Annotated in this window: 13 protein-coding genes; 11 read left to right on the forward strand and 2 right to left on the reverse strand. The window is 52.1% G+C overall.

Features of this window, described 5'->3' with window-relative positions; translation table 11 throughout:
• Positions 1–10 precede the first annotated feature (10 nt).
• A complete protein-coding gene (locus G4C92_RS12065) occupies positions 11–1,915 on the forward strand; it encodes a heavy metal translocating P-type ATPase (RefSeq protein WP_274940083.1) in 1,905 nt (634 codons plus the stop codon).
• 239 nt (positions 1,916–2,154) lie between these two features.
• Entirely contained in the window at positions 2,155–2,706 is a 552-nt protein-coding gene (locus tag G4C92_RS12070; protein WP_274940084.1) for a TetR/AcrR family transcriptional regulator, read from the forward strand.
• Positions 2,707–2,877: 171 nt separating this feature from the next.
• On the opposite strand, the gene G4C92_RS12075 is transcribed toward G4C92_RS12070, so the two are convergent.
• Positions 2,878–3,423: an alpha/beta hydrolase gene (locus G4C92_RS12075; protein WP_274940085.1), complete on the reverse strand. Its 546-nt coding sequence runs from the start codon at positions 3,421–3,423 to the stop codon at positions 2,878–2,880.
• A gap of 297 nt (positions 3,424–3,720) precedes the next feature.
• On the opposite strand from G4C92_RS12075, the gene G4C92_RS12080 reads away from it, so the two are divergent.
• Positions 3,721–4,428: a DUF554 domain-containing protein gene (locus G4C92_RS12080; protein WP_274940086.1), complete on the forward strand. Its 708-nt coding sequence runs from the start codon at positions 3,721–3,723 to the stop codon at positions 4,426–4,428.
• A 204-nt stretch (positions 4,429–4,632) separates the two neighbouring features.
• Here the strand turns inward: G4C92_RS12080 and G4C92_RS12085 are convergent, their stop codons facing one another.
• Complete coding sequence (locus G4C92_RS12085) at positions 4,633–6,006, reverse strand: MATE family efflux transporter (RefSeq protein ID WP_274940087.1); 1,374 nt, start codon at positions 6,004–6,006, stop codon at positions 4,633–4,635.
• Between the two features lie 536 nt (positions 6,007–6,542).
• Here G4C92_RS12085 and G4C92_RS12090 point away from each other — a divergent pair.
• The 8 genes from G4C92_RS12090 (at position 6,543) to G4C92_RS12125 (ending at position 22,860) form a co-directional block, all read left to right on the forward strand.
• Complete coding sequence (locus tag G4C92_RS12090; RefSeq protein WP_274940062.1) at positions 6,543–7,958, forward strand: ISL3 family transposase; 1,416 nt, start codon at positions 6,543–6,545, stop codon at positions 7,956–7,958.
• A gap of 85 nt (positions 7,959–8,043) precedes the next feature.
• Positions 8,044–9,144, forward strand: coding sequence for a zinc-dependent alcohol dehydrogenase (locus tag G4C92_RS12095; protein WP_274940088.1), 1,101 nt, complete (start codon positions 8,044–8,046; stop codon positions 9,142–9,144).
• Between the two features lie 267 nt (positions 9,145–9,411).
• Positions 9,412–11,901: a phage/plasmid primase, P4 family gene (locus tag G4C92_RS12100; RefSeq protein ID WP_274940089.1), complete on the forward strand. Its 2,490-nt coding sequence runs from the start codon at positions 9,412–9,414 to the stop codon at positions 11,899–11,901.
• Positions 11,902–12,190: 289 nt separating this feature from the next.
• Positions 12,191–20,605 carry a SpaA isopeptide-forming pilin-related protein gene (locus G4C92_RS12105; protein ID WP_274940090.1) on the forward strand — a complete coding sequence of 2,805 codons (8,415 nt, stop codon included), beginning with the start codon at positions 12,191–12,193 and terminating at the stop codon, positions 20,603–20,605.
• A 106-nt stretch (positions 20,606–20,711) separates the two neighbouring features.
• A complete protein-coding gene (locus tag G4C92_RS12110) occupies positions 20,712–21,032 on the forward strand; it encodes a hypothetical protein (protein WP_274940091.1) in 321 nt (106 codons plus the stop codon).
• A gap of 128 nt (positions 21,033–21,160) precedes the next feature.
• A complete protein-coding gene (locus G4C92_RS12115) occupies positions 21,161–21,721 on the forward strand; it encodes a GNAT family N-acetyltransferase (RefSeq protein WP_274940092.1) in 561 nt (186 codons plus the stop codon).
• 48 nt (positions 21,722–21,769) lie between these two features.
• Positions 21,770–22,225 (forward strand): GNAT family N-acetyltransferase, encoded by a 456-nt coding sequence (locus G4C92_RS12120; protein WP_320807871.1) that lies wholly within the window; start codon positions 21,770–21,772, stop codon positions 22,223–22,225.
• A complete protein-coding gene (locus tag G4C92_RS12125; protein WP_274940094.1) occupies positions 22,189–22,860 on the forward strand; it encodes an MBL fold metallo-hydrolase in 672 nt (223 codons plus the stop codon). Before G4C92_RS12120 ends, G4C92_RS12125 begins: the two co-directional genes overlap by 37 nt.
• The last annotated feature ends 16 nt before the right edge of the window (positions 22,861–22,876 follow it).

Consider the following 22,876-nt stretch of genomic DNA (forward strand, 5'->3'; position numbering starts at 1 on the left):
GGGGATCATCATGACAGGAAAGCAGAAGAAAGAACTGAGAAAGATCCTGGCGGCAGGATGCATATTCATCGTGTTAATGGTGCTGGAGCATACAGGGATCTGCCCGGCTGTGTTTGAGAATCGGTGGATCAGCCTCTGTCTCTATATGGTCCCATACCTGCTGTGCGGCTTTCCGGTCATCCGGAAGGGGATCCTTGGCATCGTCCATCGCCAGATGTTCGATGAATCCTTCCTCATGCTGGTTGCGACTGCCGGCGCCATAGTGACGGGAGAGAATTCCGAGGCAGCCGCCGTCATGCTCTTTTATCAGGTCGGCGAGTGGTTCCAGAGTTATGCCGTGGGAAAGTCCAGACAGTCCATATCGGACCTTATGGACATAGCGCCGGAGTATGCCAATCTGGAGCATGAGGACGGCACAGTCGAGACGGTCGATCCGGACGATGTTGAGGCAGGCGATATCCTTGTTATTAAACCGGGTGAAAGGATCCCGGTGGACGGAACCGTCCTGACCGGGGAGAGTCTGGTCGATACGGCAGCTTTGACCGGGGAATCTGTTCCACGGAGCATGAAGGCCGGGGACCAGATCATCTCCGGCTGCATCAATGGGGAAGGCCTTCTCCGTATCCGGGCGTCCAAGGCATTCGAGGATTCTACCGTCTCCAGAATCCTTGAACTCGTGGAGAATGCTTCCGAGAAGAAGTCAAGGACGGAGACTTTTATTACCCGCTTCGCCCGTGTCTATACTCCGGCAGTCGTCTTTGCCGCCCTGGCCCTTGCCATCATCGGCGGAGCCGCATCCGGAAGCTGGATGACCTGGATCTACAGGGCGTGTACCTTCCTCGTCATATCCTGTCCGTGCGCCATGGTCATCTCCGTTCCGCTTGCTTTTTTCGGGGGAATCGGAGCAGCCGGCAAGAATGGAGTCCTCGTAAAGGGATCCAACTATCTTGAGCAGCTTGCCATGCTTGATACAGTCGTCTCCGACAAGACAGGGACATTGACACGAGGAAACTTCAAGGTCACATCCGTGCTGCCGGCAGAGGGCGTGACGAAAGAAGAGCTTCTGAAAAAAGCAGCCATGGCCGAGGGAATGTCGACTCATCCCATCGCGGTCTCCATCCGCAGGGAGCTTGAGTCGGAGATCCCGGGTCTTACACTTAATGTATATGATGTTACGGATACTGACGTGATCACGGGCCAGGGTCTTTCCGCAGTCGTTTCCGGCAGAAAGATCTACGTGGGCAATGCCCGCCTGATGGAAAGGCTGGGTATAACCGGTCTGCCGGACCCTGATCCTGCCGCAACGGTCTGTTATGTGGCGGAGGAGAATAAATTTCTTGGCACCATACTGATCCGCGATGAGGCCAAGCCGGAAGCGGAGAAGGCTGTCGCGGGCATGAAGGCGGAGGGCGTCCGCAGGTTCGTCATGCTTACAGGGGACAGAAAAGCAGTGGCGGATGCGGTCGGAGCCGAGATCGGAGCTGACCTTGTCTATTCAGAGCTTCTGCCTCAGGATAAGGTGGCAAGGGTCGAGGAACTACTGTCAGGCCTTGATACAAAGAAGCAGAAGCTTGCCTTTGTCGGCGACGGCATCAACGACGCTCCGGTCCTCACCAGGTCCGACGTCGGCATAGCCATGGGTTCCATGGGCTCGGACGCTGCCATAGAGGCGGCGGACGTCGTCATTATGGATGACGACCTGACCCGGATTCCCGCTGTGGTCCGGATCGCGGGAAAGACTGTAGCCATCGCTCGCCAGAATGTTGTCTTCGCTCTCTTCGTCAAGATCCTGGTCCTTATTCTCGGTGCGCTGGGCTTTGCCAATATGTGGGCGGCCGTCTTTGCAGACGTCGGCGTCGCGGTCCTGTGCATCCTCAACTCCATGCGCCTTCTGACCATCCGGAAGACCATCTGAAAGCATCAGACTTCGTTTACCTCCGTCACATATCGGCCTGAGATGAATCCGCGCCTGGAGTTTTTGAAAAAAGTTTACACTTTGGCAAGTATTGCAATCCTGCAGAAATGTGCTATAGTCATAGGAAAACAGACGAAAGATTGCCTTGATTTCGCTCTATGACGCTAAGCTTCACTTATATATTTCATGATATGGAAAATAAATAAGGCGGATTCGGGGGATCAACAGAAGGGACTTCTATGCGCAGACAGACGACGAAAGAACTTCTTGCCGCGTCTTTTCTGGAGCTTGCCCAGAAAAAACCGATCGATAAGATCACGATCACACAGATCACCGATAACTGTGGAATGTCCCAGCCGACATTCTATCATCACTTCCGCGATAAGTATGATCTGATCTCTTTTATCCATTCCGAGAATCTCAGCAGGATCATAGCCGAAGCTGCGGAGGATAGGGGCGGATGGAAAAAAGCATCTGCGGACTGCGCAAGATATTATAAGGCCAACCGTGTATATATTCTGAATGCCTGTAATGCTCCGGGAATCCGTGAGACCTATATCATGAATATTGAAAGAATCAACGAAAAGTTTATCGGGGATGCTGTCAGAAAGAAAACAGAGGGCGGCGAGATCTCCAAGGTCCTGGATAACTGCATCAAGGTTTACTGCTATGGCAATCTGCTTTTTCTGTTCGACTGGCTGAGCGGAAAGACAGACCTTTCCGAAGATGAGATTGCGGAAATCTGGGACAAAAGTCTCCCTGACCCGCTGAGACCATATATGGCAGACTGATCCATATCACGATTTTATATTACCCTCCGGGCAACCGGAGGGCTTTATTGTGTTAACATGAAAGTACATGACACCATTGTCAGGTTGTTCCTGCGGGGAGAATGTGTGGTTCAGGACTGGTGGAGACCCTGGAATGTCCGGCTTCCCTGATCTGCAACTGGGGAGCGGAGGTCAGGCGAGGAGGGCGCGGATCCCTTTGGCGATCCGCTTCTCCGGATCCATGAAATGGTTTCCCGGATTCATCTCGCAGGTGGTGTCGATGCCCAGCGTCTGATAGCAGCGGGCAAGTTCCTCCATATTGACACGGACCTTCCGCATCAGTTCATTTCTTGTGCGGTCTTCCCGGTCGCCAAGCGAAAAATACATCTTTTCCGGGCGGCGCAGCAGCTCATGGCTCTCAGCATATTCCGGAAAGCCGGGAAACCACAGGGAGCCGGACATGCTGGCTGCCCGTGAGAACAGATCTGTCCGGTAGAGCGAATAGACTGCGAAAAGGCCGGCCAGAGAATATCCGGCGATACCGTACCAGGCAGGGGCAAGCCCTGCCTTTTCTGCAGCCTCCGGAATGATCTGACCTGTCAGCTGATCCAGGTAAGCGTCAGCGCCTCCTGTGAATGCATCCCCTTTCTTAAAGACAGGAGGGCAGTCCCACGGGGACAGGTCATGATTCCAGTCCGGAATCATGGCGAAAAGCAGAGAAAAGTCCGGACAATCCAACTGCCTCAGTTCGTTAAGGATGCCATCCGGCTCCATCTCTTCATTCAGGACGACCAGGGGGGATGAGGGTGCCTCTGCAGGATACAGGAAAGACCTTCTGCCAGCTGTATCTATAATAATTCGTTTCATCGTATTGACCGGTAATCCTTTCTGAAGATATTCTCATATCCCATGTATTTTGCACTGACGGAAAAACAAATCCGTCTCAATCTGCTTTGCCCGTATGGGCGGAATGTGTGATATCCTCTGGTTTAACAGAATTATACACGATGTATCATTGTCTTGAGGAGTAAAAACATGCCAGGTCTGGGCACATTAGCCAACGTACTTGCGATCATCTTTGGCGGTATCATCGGAGTCCTCTTCGGAAAGAAGATCCCCGGGAGAGTTCAGGAGACGATTCAGACAGGAAATGCGGTAGCGGTCCTGTTCATCGGGATCGGGGGAACTCTGCAGCACATGCTGGTGCTGAAGGACGGTACATTCTCTGCCGCGGGAACGATGATGATGATCTTTTCGATGGCTATCGGAGGTGTCATCGGAGAGTGGATGAACATCGACCGGAGAATGAAGCAGTTCGGCGTATGGCTTAAGGAGAAGACCGGCAATGCTAAAGACACGCAGTTTGTCGATGGCTTCGTCGTATCTTCCCTGACGGTCTGCATCGGAGCCATGGCGATCGTCGGATCCATCCAGGATGGAATCCACGGCGACCATTCCGTCCTGTTTGCCAAGGCAATCCTCGATATGATCATCGTCATGGTGTTTGCGACCACAAAGGGGAAAGGGTGCATCTTTTCCGCAATTCCTGTCGGAATCCTGCAGGGAAGTGTGACTCTTCTCGCAAGACTCATCAGCCCTTACATCACGGACACTGCGATGAGCAACCTGTCCTATGTCGGATCGATCCTGATCTTCTGTGTAGGACTGAACCTGCTCTTTGACCGGAAGATCAGAGTGGCGAACATGCTGCCGGCGCTGATCGTAGCGGCCGTGTGGAGATGAGAAGGTCTGTGAATGTGAGGTGTCATAGGGCGCTGGACGTCCGGTTAGCGCCGACCGGAGCGAAGCGGAGACTTGCGGGAGTTGCGAAGCATTTCGTGCGCGGTGCGCGAGGCGCTTGCGCCCGCGGTGCGTGCGCGACTCAGCAACGAAGCAATCCGCATCATTAGTTGGGGGCAAAAGGTACTTTTGACCCCAACATCATTCTTATTCTGCTGCCTGCTTCTTCAGGAAGCGTTCGTACACGATGATGGAGATGATCATCATGATGAAGTCGCTGGCGAACTGGGTCCAGACAAGGCCGTACATGCCGAAGATGTGGTCCATCAGGACCAGCATGGGGATGTAGAGGATCAGCTGTCTGACGACGGCCAGCATGGATGCGATGCCTGCTTTGCCCATGCCCTGGAATGCATATAGGATGTGGAAGCACATGAACATGAACGGCGTCGCGATGCATCTTGCTCTGAGGAATGCGGCGCCAAGCACCTGGGTCTCTGCGCTGCGGATGAAGAGGTGCAGGATCCCGCCTGCGCACAGCTCATAGAAGACGATGGCGGCTGCTGCGACGAAAAGGCCTGCCAGGCGGCTCTTGCTGACGGTCTCTCTCAGCCTTTTCAGGTTCCTGGCCGAATAGTTGTAGGCAACGATCGGCATCATGCCCTGACAGATCCCGATCCCGACATTCAGCGGGATGCGCTCAGCTTTGAGGACGATTCCAATCGCGGCAAGAGCGATGTCTCCGTGGCCGGACATCAGCCGGTTGATCATGATCTGCGAGAAGTCGAAGAGCAGGTTGGAAGTACCTGCAGGAACGCCTCCGAGGAAGACGGACCGTACATTCTCCAGAGCTGGGAGACCTGTCTTAGGCGAGAGGGTCAGGATCGCCTTTTTTCTCAGCCGGATCACGACGATCAGGAAGTAGATGAAGGAAACCGTGTTGGAGAGCATGGTCGCGATGCCGGCGCCGATTACTTCATGGCCATCCGGAAGGATGACGAACATGAAGAGCGGGTCCAGGGCGATATTCAGAAGGCCGCCCATGGAGATCCCGAAGCCGGCTTCCTTCGAGCAGCCGACCGCACGCAGCAGCTGTGCAAGGGTCAGCTGCAGGATGGTCGGAATGCCTCCCACGATCGTGACCATCGTTACATACTGCTTTGCGTATGCATATGTGTTTTCGCTCGCACCGAGCAGCAAAAGGAGCGGATCGGCAGCCAGAAAGATCAGCAGGGAGTAGACGGCGCTGACCAGCAGACCGAGGTAGAAGGAGAAACTGCTGACTTTCCGGGCTTCGTCTTCTTTTCTGGCGCCGAGCAGGCGGGAGATCAGGCTGCCGCCTCCGATCCCGACGAAGTTGCTCATGGCGTTGGAGAGGTTGAAGATCGGCAGAATCAGCGAGGTGGCCGCTACCATGTAGGGATTTCCGGTCTGACCGATGAAGAAGGTGTCTGCGAGGTTGTAGATGAGGACCACCATCTGTCCGATGATCGTCGGGACACACATCTCCCGAAGGGCGCTGAAGACAGGCATCTTCTCGAAGATCTCCCGGTTGTCTTTGATCTTTGCTTTCGAATTCATAGTTCAGCTACACAGACTTTCTTACTGATTTGCTGCAAAAGCAGTGTTATAGATTATAACACGTTGCATGCGGCCCATACATTCGGAAAGTTATGTCTTAAAACAGGAACACTGCTTTTCGACTGCAGCGTGGTTGTGTAAAATCAGCATTTGCTATAAGATGACTATCAGACTCTTTTATGGGTCAATCATTTTTGGTGTGGGGTGAACACATGAGTGTTCTCCCCGGTTAACAGTTTCAACGGACGCCGTCCTTGACATGAACCTCAGGAAACGTTGTTCGGTCTATGCCGACGGCGAAGAACTCAGGGACAGGCTCCAGACTCCATCGCCGTCGGGCTCGGAAGTGTAACGTTTCCTGAGAACCCTGTCAAGGATCCCCTTCGGCGGCTGGGATCATGCCTCTGGTTCTGCTCCTCGGAACAGGCGAGGCGCTGCCGGGACCATAAAACAATTGCATAAAAAAGGATCTTCCTGTACTATTCGAGTTGCATCTTGGCGGATGTAACAACCCAAACAGAAGGGAGATCCTCTGCATGAATTGTACTCGGACTGACGCAAACGGGCAACTGTCTTTTTCCGCTTTTACCGGAAATTTCCTCATGGTTCCTTCCTCCATGACCAGCTTCTACAACACCAAAACGACGGTTGAGACTACCAGGTCCGGCCGTACTGCCTACCGTTATGAGGGAACCCTGGACATACAGGATTCTGATCGCATCTGCCCGAAGTGCGGCAAAAAGATGCATGTTCATGGCGGGCATCCTATTGCTGTGCAGCACCTGAATGTCGGAGGAAGTTTTGGCTACCTTTCATTCAGACGCAATCAGCTGGAATGTCCTCACTGCGGCGCAACCGTGATGCAGTCTGTTCCTTTCATGGCCGATCATCATCGGATCACAAAGGAACTTCTGCAATACACGAAGGACCTTCTCGCTACAGGGACTTATACGCTGAAGCAGGTGTCTGAGATCACCGGACTTGGCAAGAATACAGTAAAGGCGATCGATCTGAAACGGCTTCAGGATAAATACACCATTGATGGCCAAACACTGATAAAACCTGAGCAAACGACGCGTTTCCTCGGCATTGATGAGTTCAAGCTGCACGACGGACACCGCTATGCCACTCACATCATCGACATGCTTACCGGGCATATCCTCTGGATCTCGCACGGCAAGAAAAAGCAGGTCGTGTATGACTTCATCAAGCATATCGGTCTGGAATGGATGGACAATGTCGAGGCGGTTGCCTGTGACATGAACTCCGATTTCCAGGAAGCCTTCGAGGAAAAGTGCCCTCATATCCAGCCGGTCTTTGACTACTTCCACATCGTTAAGAACTTCAACGATAAGGTGGTCAGCGAGATCCGGAAGGACGAACAGCGCAGGCTTTACGATGAGGGCAACTTCGAAGGCGCACGCCAGCTGAAACGGTCAAAGTATATCCTCACGTCCTCAAGAAAGACCCTTCGGAAGAAGGACCAGGAGGCACGTGATGGCAAGGTTATCTCCAAGGGCAGCGAGATGTTCTGCAAGGAAGAGTACAGGCGCAAGGAGGGGTATGAAGCCCGCTACGATGACCTGCTCAAAGAGAACAAGCTCCTGTTCACCTGTGATCTCATCAAAGAAACTCTGACTCTGGCTTACAGCCGTGTGGACGAAACTTTGATGATGAAGGACATTGAAAAAGTCATGGACCTCTGCGAAGAGACTGGGAATGTCCATCTCATGTGGTTCCACAGACTACTGTCCAAACACTTCGAAGGCATTATTGCCCATGCAACTTACGACATGTCCTCTGGCAAAATCGAGGGCATCAACAACAAGATTAAGACGCTTCGGCGTCAGGGATATGGATACCCGGATGATGACTACTTCTTCCTCAAGCTCTTTGACTTAAGCCGGGCTGAGGTGGTCCGGAACCCCAAATCCCATAGGAAAAGTGATTGAGGCATAAATATCTTTCACAGGATACAATGATAATATCTGTTACACGAGTAACAATAATGCATGTTGCATAGCGGAGGATAAGAAGATGCAAGGAAAGATGAAAGCGGGCATATACCATGGTATCAAGGATATCAGCGTACAGGAGCGCGATATCCCGCAGATTTCAGATGATGATATCCTGGTGAAGATGCTGCGCGCAGGAATATGTGGTTCAGACTCCGGAGCCTGGCTCCATGGAGGAATTCGGTATGGTGTATGGAACGAGATGATCGAAGGACATGAAGGCGTCGGGCAGATCGTAGAAAAAGGGAAAAATGTAGGAGACGACCTGAATGTTGGTGACATTGTATTTGTAGACCCGATTCGTGCACATAAAGCAGGAAAGATTGAAGCTGATGTATTCGGGACATTTGGCGAGTATGTATTCGTGCAGAATGCGAAGAAAAATGAAAACGTCTATGTTCTCAATCCGGATGTGGACCTGGATCTCGCAGCGTTGATCGAACCGCTTTCCGTCGGCACCCAGGGAGCACTTTGCACAGATCCTAAGCCTGAAGACCATGTGGTCGTACTCGGTGCAGGAACAATCGGACTCTGTGCGGCAGCGGGACTGATCAATCACGGGATCAAGAATGTCGTAGTTGTGGACCGTAATGAATGGAAACTTGAGATTGCCCGCAAGATTGGGGCGAAGACGGTCAACAGCAGAGAGGAGAATGTCTCGGAAAAACTCTGTGAGATTTTCGGAGAATATGTAAACACGGAATCAGATATTCGAAGTGCCAATCCGCTGATCCTTCAGCAGCTTTCCCAGATTCCGGGAATAGCAGATATGGTTGCGGGGAAAAAACCGGATGTTCAGCTGTATATTGACTGTGCCGGCGCTAAGGAATTGCTGATGCAGTCTTTCGGTATGTGCGCTGCCAATACGAAATATGTAATCGTCAGTGTTTACAATGAACCGATTCCTGTACCAGGCGGTATCTTTATGAGCCAGCCGGCTATTTATGGATCAGCTGGCTATACCAGAGAGACAATTCTGGAAGTCATTGATCACATAGAGAATCAGAGAACACCAATCGGATCGATCATTACGGACAAGTTTTCAATCGACCAGCTGCCGGAAGCAATTGAGCATGCAGCTGTCAAATCCTATAAGAACATTAAGGTTCTGCTGTCATTTTGATTTTTTTGGCAGTTTATCTGGTCAAAACTGAACACTTTGATGTGGTATTTTTATAATGCGCGAAAGCTGAAGGTACTGGATGTGAGGCCGGCAGAGCTGAATATGCGGGCTGCGCAGTAAGAACAGAGCAAGGGCGGCCTTTACATCCGGCACTATACTTTCATATGAGGACAGAGTCAATCATGACCCTGTCCTTTTCTAATGCCCATTTTTACGGGCAGAGCAGGAAAATGCAATCAAAGAAAGGAGTGGCTGGATTTGGGAGAGATGTGTTTTGAACTTTACGGATGCCGGTACGTCCAGAACCGGACCAATTGTCGGTATCCGATCCGGATGGTGATCCGGTCGCCGGCAGATCTGTGCCGGGCAGCGGGACATGATTTTGTCTGTGCCAGGTACAAGGACAACTACCGCATGAACGATAACTTTGAGTCTGCGGATGTAGCCTTCTGGGACGTGGACAACAGCGGAACCGACGATTCGGGGAAATGGATCACACCGGAGAAGATCGGTGAGCTCTTTTCGGATGTTGCGTTTGCAATCACACCGAGCCGACACAACATGGTCCCCAAGGGGAATGAGTCCGCAAGACCTCGTTTTCATGTGTTTGCACCAATACGGGCGGAGACTTCATTTCGCAAGTATGGAGAACTGAAAGCCAGGGTTCAGAGGAAATTCCCTTTCTTTGATCCGAATGCGGTCGATGCAGCAAGGTTTGTGTACGGATGCAAAGTCAGGCTGGAAGAGGTAATCTGGCATGAAGGGAAGCTGACAATCGACCAGTTTATAGAGAACTGGGAGAGGACACATGTGGGTCTTTCGGTTACAACGGAGATATGCGATATGTCTCCATCTGAGGATGCCGCGACCAGGAATACAGTACCCGGAAACAAAATGCCGAGAGCAGATTCATTTCCGGGACAGCAGCGAACATCATCCAGTGAGCCCTATGTGATTCCGGAAGGTTCTCGGAATGCGACACTCAGCCGTTATGCCGCCAGGGTCATCAAGAGATTCGGTGATGGAGAAAGGGCAAAGCAGCTCTACAGGAAGGAAGCGGCCAGGTGCAGGCCTCCGCTCTCAGACCGGGAACTGGATTCCATCTGGAAATCAGCATGCCGGTTCGGAGCAAAGATTTCTTCGGACGAGGATTATGTATCTCCGGAGCAGTATGGGGCGGATGACTTTGACGATATCGGAAAGGAGGAACCATCAAATGGGCTAACACAGGGAAAAGGTCCGCCGGGAAAGCCGCCTGCCGGATCTCTGAAGCCGGAGGACTACACGGACCTGGGGCAGGCAAGAGTACTCTCGAGAGAATACGGGGAGGAGCTTCGCTACAGTCCAGCCCTCGACTACATGCGCTATGACGGAACCCAGTGGCGGGAGTCCGGGGAACTGGCTGTCGGGGCTGAGGTCGAACTTACAGACCTCCAGATGGCAGACGCAGACCTGCTGATGTCGAAGACGAAAAAAGCACTGCTGGATTCCGGTACGTCGATGGAAGAAGCCGCAGAAGCGGTCAAGAAGATGAAGAAGGGAATGAAGACAGGACTTTCAGAGAAACAGATGAAGCTCTATGAGGACTATCTGGACGCAAAGACCTATCAGTCATTTGTCCTGGACCGGAGAAACTGGAAATACCTGAAGGCGGCTCTTGATACCTGCAGGCCTCTGGTCCAGATCGATGTCCACGACTTTGATAAGAATGAATTCCTTCTGAACACTCCGTCGGCAACTTACGACCTGAGAAAGGGACTTGAGGGAAGAAGGGAACACAGACCAAGGGATTTCATCACGAAGTCTACGTCAGTTGATCCGGGAGAGCAGGGAAAAGAGCTCTGGCTGGATGCCCTCGGCAAGATCTTTCTCGGGAATCAGGAACTGATCGATTACGTGCAGAGAGTCGTGGGCCTTGCCGCAATCGGCAAAGTCTACATCGAAGCGCTGATCATTTCCTATGGGGCGGGCAGGAACGGCAAGTCAACATTCTGGAACACGATCCTGCATGTGCTGGGCTCCTATTCAGGGAGACTATCCGCGGATACACTGACGGTCGGCTGCAGGAGAAACATCAAGCCGGAACTGGCTGAAGTGTTTGGCAAGCGCCTGGTCATAGCGGCGGAACTGGAAGAAGGACAGAGGCTGAATACTTCTATCATCAAACAGCTGTGTTCAACAGATGACCTGTTTGTAGAGAAAAAGTACAAAGCCCCTTTTTCATTTACACCCACCCATACCGTGATCCTGTACACGAACCACCTGCCAAGGGTGGGAGCGACGGACGACGGAATCTGGAGAAGACTGATCGTCATTCCATTTCGGGCAAAGTTCGAAGGAAAATCGGACACCAAGAATTACGGCGACCAGCTTCAGAAATGTGCAGGCCCCGCTGTGCTTTCCTGGATCATCGAAGGCGCCAGGAAAGTGATTGACAGTAATTTCCAGATCACAGAGCCGGAGATCGTGAGGGATTCAATCAGCGATTATCGGGAACAGAACGACTGGCTGACGCAGTTTCTCACAGCATGCTGTGAGCTGACGGACAATCCCTATGCGGAGGCTCCGTCAGGGGAACTCTATCAGAAGTACAGGGACTATTCCCTGAAAATGGGTGAGTATACGAGAAGCACGGCGGATTTCTATGCCGCGCTGGATAACAAAGGATTTGCGAAGCACAGGACGGGAAATGGGCGTTTCATCAGGGGGCTGCGGATCAGGCAGGATGACAGTTCGAACCCGTTTGAAAGCAGCTGAATGACGGTCATGACAGTCTGATACTAAAGTTCCCTATAGGAGAAAATTTTTTCTCTATAGGGAAAGTTATGAAAAGAGTGTCATGAGTGTCACAGGGCGCTCTTGAGATGGCGTTAGTCAGAAGGGTGTGTGACTGAGCACAATGAGCAGAATTACAAGGAGGAGATACGACATGCAGTTTGGACGAAAAATTACATCGGTTGTTTTGTCCGCGGCAATGCTTGCGGGAAACCTGATGAGTCCGCTTACAGTATATGCGGGCGAATATCAGACGGGCGGAGGAACAGAGATGCAGACAGATGCAGTCGAAAGTCCGGGAATTCCGGAGCAGGCATCCGTGGATACGGCATCCGGTCAGGCGGAAATGAATCCTGCCGCGGATGTCCCGGAGCAGCTGAGTACAGAAACTCCGGACTTCAAGATTACATTAGCGAATGAAGATGCGTTTGGTCTTATGTATGACCAGACGCATTTTTTGTCGGAAGATGTCGAGAAGAAGGAGACGGTCCTCACATACAAAGAGGGCGAAGAAGTCAATCTCGACGTGATCGTAGACCCTCATTATCAGCTCGACCAGTTGAAGTTGCAGGACGAGGACATTTCGATTCAGGACTATGAGAAGAAGAAAGGAATCGAGTATCCCTACACCTGGAAGGATGAGGACACGATTACATTTACCATGCCGGACACGGACCTGTGGATGAAGACGGAATGGCATCAGGTACAGGCTGAAACAGCGACAGTTGGTGATGGTACAGACCAGGCAGTGAATGCCACAGGAGCGGAAGATCAAACCGTTTCAGTGGATGAAAATGTTACATCAGATGCGAATGAAACATCTAATCAGCCTGGACAGCCTGAGGAAGTGGCCGGCGATCAGGAGGATGCGGCAATCCAGGGAGAAACCGGTCAGGTGAATGCAGAAGATACTGATCAGGGAGAAGATACTCAGCCGGGTGCTGAAACCCCGGATAGTACTTCCAATCTCGATGCGGATGGATTCCCTTCCCAGGGTGCGGTCATCATGCTTCCGGAGATGCAGATCGGAATCGATGTCACGGAGATATCGGCGGAATCCAAGTTTGATGACGTGACTTATCCGCAGGATACCTGCACCAGCAGTCTGATCGATAACGAGGTGAAGTACGGAACTCCTGGACTTTACCATGTTGTCTACAGGGTGGATGAAGCGAATACCGCAAAAAGCTGGTATACAGTCCGGCCTGTAAGGGTCACCGAAGTCAGGGAAGCAGAGACGCAGCCCGAATCTTCCAAAGCAGAAAACTCCGGTACTGAAACGCAGAGCGAGGATGATGGTTCCGAGGACGATTCAGATGCAGACTCTGCTCCATCGACACAGACAGAGATGGTTCTGGAGACAGAAACAGCTACCGAAGCGGATCTTCAGATGGGAACTGAGCTCTCCGCTGAGACAGAAGCCGAAATCGGCTTTTCTGATGAGACGGAGCAGGAACTTGCATCTCTCGAGGAGACCGAGGCCGAGACAGAATCGGATACCGAGGCTGAAGGCGGAACTTATCAGGTCATTGTGAAAGAGGGGGCCGAGTACAACGTAACCCTGGACCACGAGGATGGCTATTACGAAGCTGGAGAGAAGGTTGTGATCAGGTCTGATATTGACGCGGCCTCTTCCAATATCGCGGCCTGGCGTACGGTTCATCATGATAACAATGATACCGGCGACTACTGCGAGATCACTTATGATCTGCAGGATGATTCCAACAGCTTCATCATGCCGGCAGAGGACGTCGAGCTTTCTGTCTCCAAAGATGTGATCGAAGGCGCGTCTCCCCGCAGGATGATGGCTCCGAGGAAGGCGGCCGCCGCGGATGATGATAACGACGGTGGCTGGAATGACCAGACCGATGTGGAAGCCGGAAAGTATTACTATCATACGGATGGCAACTATACCGGCCATGTCTTCAACAACGATCTTGGCTACGGCGGCGCGGATTCCTACAAATGGGTCCGCTATAAGGTGAATGGGGTGAAATACGATGTTATGGCCTATTGTATGCAGCATAATCTCCATTCCCCGGCCAGCGGAACGACTTACACGAAAATGACGGAACTGGACGAGGGGGGAGATGACAGGTACCTCCGCAAGGCTATGTTCTACGGCTACGGCGGACCCGGTTGGAAAGGCACTTTCAACGGGTACAGCATCAAGGCAATCTTCGATAAATACGGAGTCGGCAGCAATGCGCGTGAGATGCAGCATTATTTGGTGGATTACCTTTATGATGGTTCTTCCGGTTACGGAGGAATGCTTTCCACCAAGGGCAAGAACCTTCTGAAGGAATGCAAAGCCGCCCTGAAGAAGATGCCGGATCCTACCAATACCTCGATCGGTCCGTCCACAAGTGTGGTGGCGACGAGTAAGACATCTCCGTCCTTCACCTGGAACGCGAACGCCGCATTTGTGATCACCATCAATCTCGAAAATGGAGTCAGCCTGGTTAATGAGGTGACCGGGGCGGTGAGCACAGGAAGTGGACAGATTGCAGGCGGACAGAGCTTCCATTTCGTGGCAACAGTGGATAATACGGCAACCCTTACCGGCAAGTATGCTGTAACCGGAAACTATCCGCTGGACTTCCATGCCATGGCGCTGAAAATCGCGAACAAGCAGGACATCGGTTTCGGCTACCGCACGAAGAATTCCGCGGTCACGCTGACTGTGAAATGGCCGACGACTACTCCGGTCGCCGTCCAGAAGTCATCTTCCAATACGACACTGGTCACGGGCAACCGCATGTATTCGCTTACGGGAACGAGGTTTGTACTGTCCAATGCGAACCACCGCTATGATTTCACCATCCGTGCGGATGGCGGGACGGACGCTCAGGAGGTGTTCCCGGAGACATACACTCTCCACGAGGATTCTCAGCCGAAGGGTTACAAGACCGCTCCGGACCAGACAGTGACGATCGCAGCGGGATCACCCGGCCAGGTGCTTCCTGTTGTGGATGAGCCGCTTTTCGGTACGCTGAACGCACTGGTCAAAAAGGTCCCGGCTGCCGGATATGCGACGACCAGGCCGACCGCAGGAGCTCAGCTCACGGTGAACTACTATGACAACCCGGAGCCGGAGGCAAATCCGAAGCAGACCTGGGTCATCCAGACGCTTGCGGACGGAAATGGAAACTATACGGCCAAGCTTGATCAGGCTCATCTTGTATCGGGCAGCCTGACCTATGGGGAAAATGTCCTTCCGCTTGGCTGCATCACGATCCAGGAGACGAAGGCTCCGGAGGGCTATCTGATCAACAATACGGTCTGGAAGATGCAGATCCTGCAGAGCGGCAACGGCGTTATCTACAGCTCGACTACCCAGCCGGAGATACAGAACGTTCCGGTGGATTCCGAAAATCTGGATGACATCCCGACCTTCGGAGACCTGAAGATTGGAAAGATTTCTGCTGAACAGGGGACAACTCCGGACGGCGATGCCACTTTCAAAGGTGCTGTATTCGAGGTCGTCAACGCCAATGACTTTGACGTGGTCCTGCAGACTGCTCCGGATGTACCGATCCACCCGGGTGAGGTCGCGACTACCATCACGACCGGGGATGACGGGACCGGCCAGACGACCGGCAATCTTCTCCAGACCGGCAAGTACACCGTCCGTGAGCAGACAGCACCGGAAGGATACACACTTTCTGATAAGTCGCTGCCTATAACTATTGTCGAGAAACAGCTGGCGGATTATTCGAAGACGGACCCGCATGCGAACATCCCGCAGCGGGCTGGTTTCAAGGTTCAGAAGAAGGACTTTGAGCTTGCCGAGCAGCTCTGCACCCTGACCGACAAGACCGGGGCGGAGTTCCGGGCGGATCAGGTTACCCCGAACGGAAATGTAATCCAGGGCGAAGCGAAGCTTGAAGGAGCGGAGTTTGATCTGATCAACCGTTCGATTCATCTGGTAGTGGTTGACGGAACTGCTTATGAACCAGGCAAGACTATTCACACCTTCGCTACAGATGAGAATGGAGTCATCACTTCACCGGCCAGTAAGGATGTGAACGGTAATCCATTGCCTCCGGAACAGTATCTTCCGCATGGAACCTATGAGCTGGTCGAGACCAAGGCACCGGAGGGATTCAACCTAAGAGGAAAGAACCTTGACATCACTTTCACCATCCGCAAGGAAGATGAAAATACGCTCAAGAATCTGACCGGGATCTCAGCAGAGGACGATGTGATCCGCTTCGATGTGGACATCCATAAAGTCCAGGCGGAACTGAACGAGGAAGACCCGCACGACAAACTCGAGCCTATGGAAGGAATCGTGTTCGACATTTACCTGGACGCGGACATGGATGGAGACAATCCGAAGGAAGGTGCGAAGCCTTACGTTTCAATCCAGACAAATTCGGAAGGATACGCGACAACGAAGAACGATGCTTACCCGCATGGACGTCTGCCTTATGGTCACTACACGATCATTGAGAATAAGGACACGGTCCCGACAGGATTCGGTACGATCCGCAATCTCCACGTAAATGGCACAAAGGAAGCGGGCATTATCGACGGGCAGCTGATCCAGACCGGGATCTATCAGGACCAGCATGGCGAATGGATACAGCTGGCCAAGATCGACAAGGACTCCGGGAAACTGGTCCTCAGGGCTGGTGCAAAGATCCAGGTCCTGAAGGATGATCAGGAAACAGTCGTCGAGTTTAAGGACAGCACCAACCATAAGAAAGTCTCCACCTTTGTCACTAATGAGGAAGGCATGGCTTATCTGCCTCAGAGACTGGAAGTCGGAACTTATTACCTGAAGGAACTGGAGGCTCCTTACGGCTATGTCCTGAACACGGAGCTCACAAAGTTCGAGGTCGATCAGGCAAACACCTGGGACCAGCTGATCACCTGGCAGGAGAAAGATCAGGAGGTCAAAGGCATTCTTAAGATCACCAAGGCAGATGCCGAAACGAAGGAGAAGATCGCCGGAGCCAAGTTCGGAGTTTATGCAGATGAGAAGATCATTTCCGGAGACGGAACGGTTCAGGCGGAAATGGGAGACCAGGTTGACACTATTGTAATCGGCCAGGACGGTGTTGGGCAGTCCAAAGAGCTTTACCTCGGCAAGTACCACACAGCTGAGATCGAGGCACCGGAGGGCTACACCCTCGATCCGACGGAGCATCCGTTTGAACTCGTCTACAAAGACCAGTACACGCCGATTGTCTATGCGCATATCGACTCGACCAACAAACCGACCACTGTGAAGTTGACCAAGTATGAATGGGCAGCTGACAAGAACGGTGAGTGGACAGACGACAACCCGACCAAGACACTGGGCGGAGTCACATTTGACATCACCCGGATCGGCGGAGCGGACGCAGACAGGACTCGCGCTGGCGATGTTTACGCTGGCGGCAGGGAAGTGACCAAGGACGATGGAACGGTCGTGATCAAGTACGTCGAGACCGGCATCTATTCCATTACCGAGACCGCAACCCTTCCGGGATATGTCCTGGACGACACACCTTCTTACTTCACGGTCGATGAGGATGGTTACGTCTTCATGTCCGATGAAAAGGGCAATCCGCTTGACGGACAGACCAAGTCTGACCGTGTCGAGACGATGCGGAAGGACCAGTACACCAGATGGGATTTCTCCAAGGTCGATATGAACGGGGAAGAGCTGAAGGGCGCGAAGATGCAGATCCTTGATTCGGAAGGAAATGTAGCTACGTATCAGGACGACAAATGGAAGGAGCAGAAGGCGGAGTGGACTTCCGATGGAACGCCGCATCGCATCAGCAGGCTTCCGCATGGCAACTACACGCTGCATGAGGAGCAGTCCATCGAGGGTTACACGCTCGCGACAGACATCCCATTCGAAGTGACCAACACAGGAGTGCTCTGCAAGGTCGTCATGACCAACAAGAAACTTATCGTGAAGAAACTGGATGTCCTGGGAAATGGAGTAAAGAAGGCAGGCCTTGAGATCTACGAGGTTCATTTCCATGAGGACGGAACAAAGTACCTGTCCGAGCAGCCGGTCGAGGCATGGAAGTCGGACGGAAAGCAGTACGACACTTCAAATCTGAAGGTTGGACACACTTACCGCCTGGTTGAATCCAAGGTGCCGAAGGGATATGTGGAAGCGGAGCCGATCGATTTTACCATCACCGATGATCTGACCGACCAGACCGTTGTCATGATGGACAAAAAGGTCCTGGTCAGTAAAGTCAACACCAAGATCACCATGATCGCCGGCGCAAAGCTGGAGGTCAGGGACAGTGAAGGTCAGGTCGTGGATGCCTGGACTTCCGATGGGACCGCTTATCCGGTATCCGGGCTGAAAGCCGGACAGACCTACACCCTGATGGAGACCGAGGCTCCGGAGGGTTATGTTCTTGCAGACCCGATCGAGTTTACGGTCACGAAGAACTGGTTCGCGGACGATTCCTTTGAACTGACCAATACGCAGGTCTTTATGACAAAGACCGATGTGACCGGGGAGAAGGAAGTGGCTGGCGCTACCCTGACTGTCACCGACAAGGAGACAGGCAAGGAAGTAGACAAATGGGTGTCCGGCGAGGAGCCGCACGCCATTTCCGGGCTTCATGTCGGAGGCAGTTACACCCTGCATGAGGAGATCTCTGCCGAAGGCTATGTCCGTGCTTCCGATGTCGACTTTACGGTCGATGACGGCTTCACTGTCAAGACTGTGAAGATGGTCGACAAGCAGGTAACCATGACCAAGACTGATGTGAGCGGAGAGAAGGAAGTGCCGGGAGCGCAGATGACTGTAACCGATAAGGAAACAGGAAAGGCTGTTGATACCTGGACTTCCGGAAATGAAGCTCATCCGATCTCCGGACTGGAAGTCGGAAAGACTTACACGCTGACTGAAGTGACCGCTCCGGAAGGCTATGCGGTCGCGGAATCAATCGAATTCACTGTCCCGGATGACGGGCAGAACCAGACGCTTTCCATGAAGGATAAGCAGGTCACCATAGACAAGCTCGATGTACTGGGCAATCCGGTCGCAGGAGCCAAACTGGCAGTTTACGAACTGACAGAGGATACAAAGCAGACTGGTGAAGGCCAGAATCAGACGGAACAGACTGAGGGAACTCCTGCTCAGACGGAAGAAATTCCGACTGGAGAGAATCAGCCGGCTGCGGAAACCGAAGCTGCGGCAGATATAGGGACCGAAGCAGAAGCAGTCGCTCCTGAAAACGGAACGGCCATGAAGACTGGCAGACTGATCGATTCCTGGGTATCCGATGGCAAGGCTCATGCGGTAAGTGGTCTGATTGTAGGCCATACCTATCGCTTGGTTGAGGAGAGTGCTCCGGACGGATTCGCAGTAGCTCAGCCGAGAGACTTCACCGTCACAAAGGAGGATGCAGACCAGAAAATCGCTTTGATTGACCGTCAGATCCTGGTCAGCAAGGTGGATACCGAGATTACCATGATCGCGGGTGCCCATCTGCAGGTCGTGGACCAGAACGGAAAGATCATCGACAACTGGGTATCCGATGGAACTGCCCATGCGGTGAATGGCCTTGTCGTTGGCCAGACTTACACGCTGGTTGAGACACAGGCACCGGAAGGTTACGTTCTTGCTTCCCCGATCGAGTTCACGGTATCCGATCAGCCCGACGCAAATGATGAGCTGAACCTGGTCAACAAACAGGTGAAGGTCACCAAGACAGACCTGACCGGAGAAAAGGAAGTTGAGGGAGCGCATCTTTCTGTTGTCGAGAAAGACACCGGAAAGACGGCTGATACCTGGACTTCTGAGAAGGAGCCGCATCCGGTATCCGGGCTGGAAGTCGGAAAAACCTATATCCTGACCGAGACCAGACCGGCTGACGGATATGTGACGGCTGAAAGTATCGAGTTCACGGTTGAGGATGATTTCAAGAGCGAACTTCATCAGATGAAGGATGCTCCGACAAAGCTGGAGATCTCCAAGGAGGATATCACTACCAGCGAGGAACTGCCGGGAGCACAGCTTGTAATAAAGGATTCCGAGGGCAATGAGATCGAGAAATGGACTTCAAGTGACAAGCCTCACTACATCGAGATGCTGCCGATCGGAACCTACACACTGACCGAGATCGCGCCGCCGGCTCTCTACATGAAGGCTGAGGACGTGCAGTTCGAGGTCAAAGATACTGCTGAGATTCAGAAGGTCGTCATGCTGGATAAGCCGACCACCATCGTCATTGATAAGAAAGACATCGTGGATGGTGAGAAGGGAGAAGAACTTCCGGGTGCAAAATTGGAAGTTCGTGACTCCACCGGAAAGGTGATCGATTCCTGGACATCCGGAACGACTCCGCATGAGATCGCATACCTGACTCCGGGAACCTATACACTTACCGAGGTAACGGCTCCATCCGGATATGAAGTAGCTGAAAATGTATCTTTCTCAGTGGCTGACAACGGACAGGTCCAGCATGTGACCATGTACGATTCTCCGAAGGAAGAGAAGATCGACCTTACCGGAAAGAAGAAGACCACAACCCATACGACTCCTTCCGGAGGCGGTGGAGGTGGATCTTACCCGTCGGGTGGAACTTCCACACCTTCTGCTCCGGTAAAGACCGGTGACACGACACCGATTCTGCTCTATGTGATCCTCCTTGGAGGAGCTGCAGCTGTTGTGGCATTCCTCATCTGGAGAAAGAAGCAGGACGAAGCAGACAAGTGACGTTACGGCATGACCGAAACAAAACAATAATGTGAAGCAGGCGCTTCGGAGAGTCATTTTCCGGAGTGCTTTGCTTTACCCAGACAGAACAAAGGAGAATAGAAGAATGAATAAGATTATGAGATCAGAAGGAAAGAAATGGGACAGAAGGGGTCTGATGACAGTACTGGCTACCATGAAGATCCTTGCCATGATTCCGATGAACGCATTTGCGGCAGCGCAGGTGCAGGGCAAGATTAACAACCTGTACTCCATCGTCACAACGATCATCACGGCAGCCGGTGCAATCGTCCTGGCATGGGGAGTGTTCGAATTCGCTTCCGCCTACCAGTCCAGGGACACGGCTCAGCAGACCGATTCGCTGAAAAAGGTCGTCGCCGGCATCCTGATGTGCCTGGCACCGACAATCATTAACCTTCTGAAGTGATGGCAGATGGCGATGCAGTCGTGATGTTTGTCTGCTATACTTGAGAGGATATTTGAGAAAAAGATTAGACTGTTATGAAACCCTTGTTTTTCTCAGGACACAGAAATTGCATGGGAGGAAAGCATTACATGGAACTGACTGCAAGGCACGTCAGGCAGAACCTGCAGGAGTATCTTGAGATCAAGGATCTGATGGCACGCTCATTTCCGAAAAATGAAAGATTTTCCTTTCAGCTTCAGAAGTTCTGGGCACTCTTTCCTGGAAATGATTTTCTGGCTTTTTATGACGGAAACTTATTTGCCGGAATCATGCAAGCCTTTGCCACGGATGAGGCAGTGTTTATCCTCTATCTTGCAGTCAATGACCGGATTCGTTCGCATGGTTATGGAAGCCGGATCCTGAGCTGGGCAAAGGAACATTATCAGGACCGTTGCATTACTCTGAATGTGGAGCCGGAAGATGATCAGGCTCCGAACAGGGAGCAGCGCAGGCGGCGGATGGAATTCTACAGGAAAAATGGAATTACGGATACCGGATACATCTTCCATGAAGGCGGCGATACGTATTCCGTTTTATCTACAAATGCTCCTTCCGCTCCATTTACCCCGGAGAAATTCCGGAAAGCGACCGGAAAACTGACATTTGGATTATACACACCGAAGATTATCAAAAAAACTGAAGTGAGATAAGGAGCAACGATGCACATCAGACATGCAATACCAGATGATCTTGATATTTTGAGCAGAATTGAAACTGAGTCCTATCCTGCGGCAGAGGGTGCATCCAGGGAAAGCATTCAGAGGCGGATTCAGTATTATCCGAACCATTTCTGGATTCTGGAAAATGATACCGGTGAAGTTTCTGCCTTTGTAAATGGATTCTGCACAAACCTGCCTGATCTGACGGATGAGATGTATGACCGCCCGGAGATGCATGATCCGGAAGGGGTCTGGCAGATGATTTTCTCCGTTGTGACCGCACCGGAGTATCGGGGACGAGGATATGCCGGGTTGCTTCTGGAACAGGTAAAGAAAGATGCCGGGGCAGAGAACCGGAAGGGAATCGTGCTGACCTGTAAGGAGCGGCTGGTTCCATTTTACTCAAAGTACGGATTTGTTGACGAAGGGATTTCTGTATCGGTCCATGGAAATGTGGTATGGCACCAGATGAGATGCTTGTTGGAGGAAAAATGATAGAAAACATTGAAGTCTTTACACAAAGTAGTATCCGGATTACAGATGGAGACTGCCGGATCTATATTGACCCGTTCCAGATGAGTGAGGCACCTAAGGATGCTGACTTTATCCTCATTACACATGACCATTATGACCATTTCTCACCTGAGGATATTGAAAAGGTCAGCAATGGAAGATCTGTTCTGCTTGTTCCGGCAAAGATGATCCCTCAGGCCGATAAGATATCATCGATTGTTGGAGAAATCCATTCGGTGATGCCTGGTGAACACTATGGAATCAACGGTCTCGAATTTGACACGGTTGCTGCTTACAACAATCTTAAGCCATTTCATCCGAAGAGTGCAGGCTGGGTCGGCTACATCCTCCAGATTGACGGTCAAAGGATCTACATCGCCGGCGACACCGATATGAACAGAGACAATCAGGATGTGAAGTGTGATGTCGCACTCGTTCCAATCGGCGGGAAATTCACGATGGATGCGAAAAAGGCTGCGGAGTTCATCAATACCATCCAGCCATCGATCGCCATTCCGACTCATTACGGAAGTATCGTCGGGAAGAAAGAGGACGCGGATGTATTTGCTGCCGGAGTGAAGGCACCGATCAGAACAGAAATCAAGATGTTGTACTGATATTCGTAAGTCGTAT

It is taken from the genome of Chordicoccus furentiruminis (assembly GCF_019355395.1).
GTDB lineage: Bacteria > Bacillota > Clostridia > Lachnospirales > Lachnospiraceae > Chordicoccus > Chordicoccus furentiruminis.

Coding starts and splice junctions, on each gene's coding strand:
- G4C92_RS12065 (WP_274940083.1), top strand. CDS start 11: ATGACAGGAAAGCAGAAGAAAGAACTGAGAAAGATCCTGGCGGCAGGA.
- G4C92_RS12070 (WP_274940084.1), top strand. CDS start 2,155: ATGCGCAGACAGACGACGAAAGAACTTCTTGCCGCGTCTTTTCTGGAG.
- G4C92_RS12080 (WP_274940086.1), top strand. CDS start 3,721: ATGCCAGGTCTGGGCACATTAGCCAACGTACTTGCGATCATCTTTGGC.
- G4C92_RS12085 (WP_274940087.1), bottom strand. CDS start 6,006: ATGAATTCGAAAGCAAAGATCAAAGACAACCGGGAGATCTTCGAGAAG.
- G4C92_RS12090 (WP_274940062.1), top strand. CDS start 6,543: ATGAATTGTACTCGGACTGACGCAAACGGGCAACTGTCTTTTTCCGCT.
- G4C92_RS12095 (WP_274940088.1), top strand. CDS start 8,044: ATGCAAGGAAAGATGAAAGCGGGCATATACCATGGTATCAAGGATATC.
- G4C92_RS12100 (WP_274940089.1), top strand. CDS start 9,412: ATGTGTTTTGAACTTTACGGATGCCGGTACGTCCAGAACCGGACCAAT.
- G4C92_RS12105 (WP_274940090.1), top strand. CDS start 12,191: ATGCAGACAGATGCAGTCGAAAGTCCGGGAATTCCGGAGCAGGCATCC.
- G4C92_RS12110 (WP_274940091.1), top strand. CDS start 20,712: ATGAATAAGATTATGAGATCAGAAGGAAAGAAATGGGACAGAAGGGGT.
- G4C92_RS12115 (WP_274940092.1), top strand. CDS start 21,161: ATGGAACTGACTGCAAGGCACGTCAGGCAGAACCTGCAGGAGTATCTT.
- G4C92_RS12125 (WP_274940094.1), top strand. CDS start 22,189: ATGGCACCAGATGAGATGCTTGTTGGAGGAAAAATGATAGAAAACATT.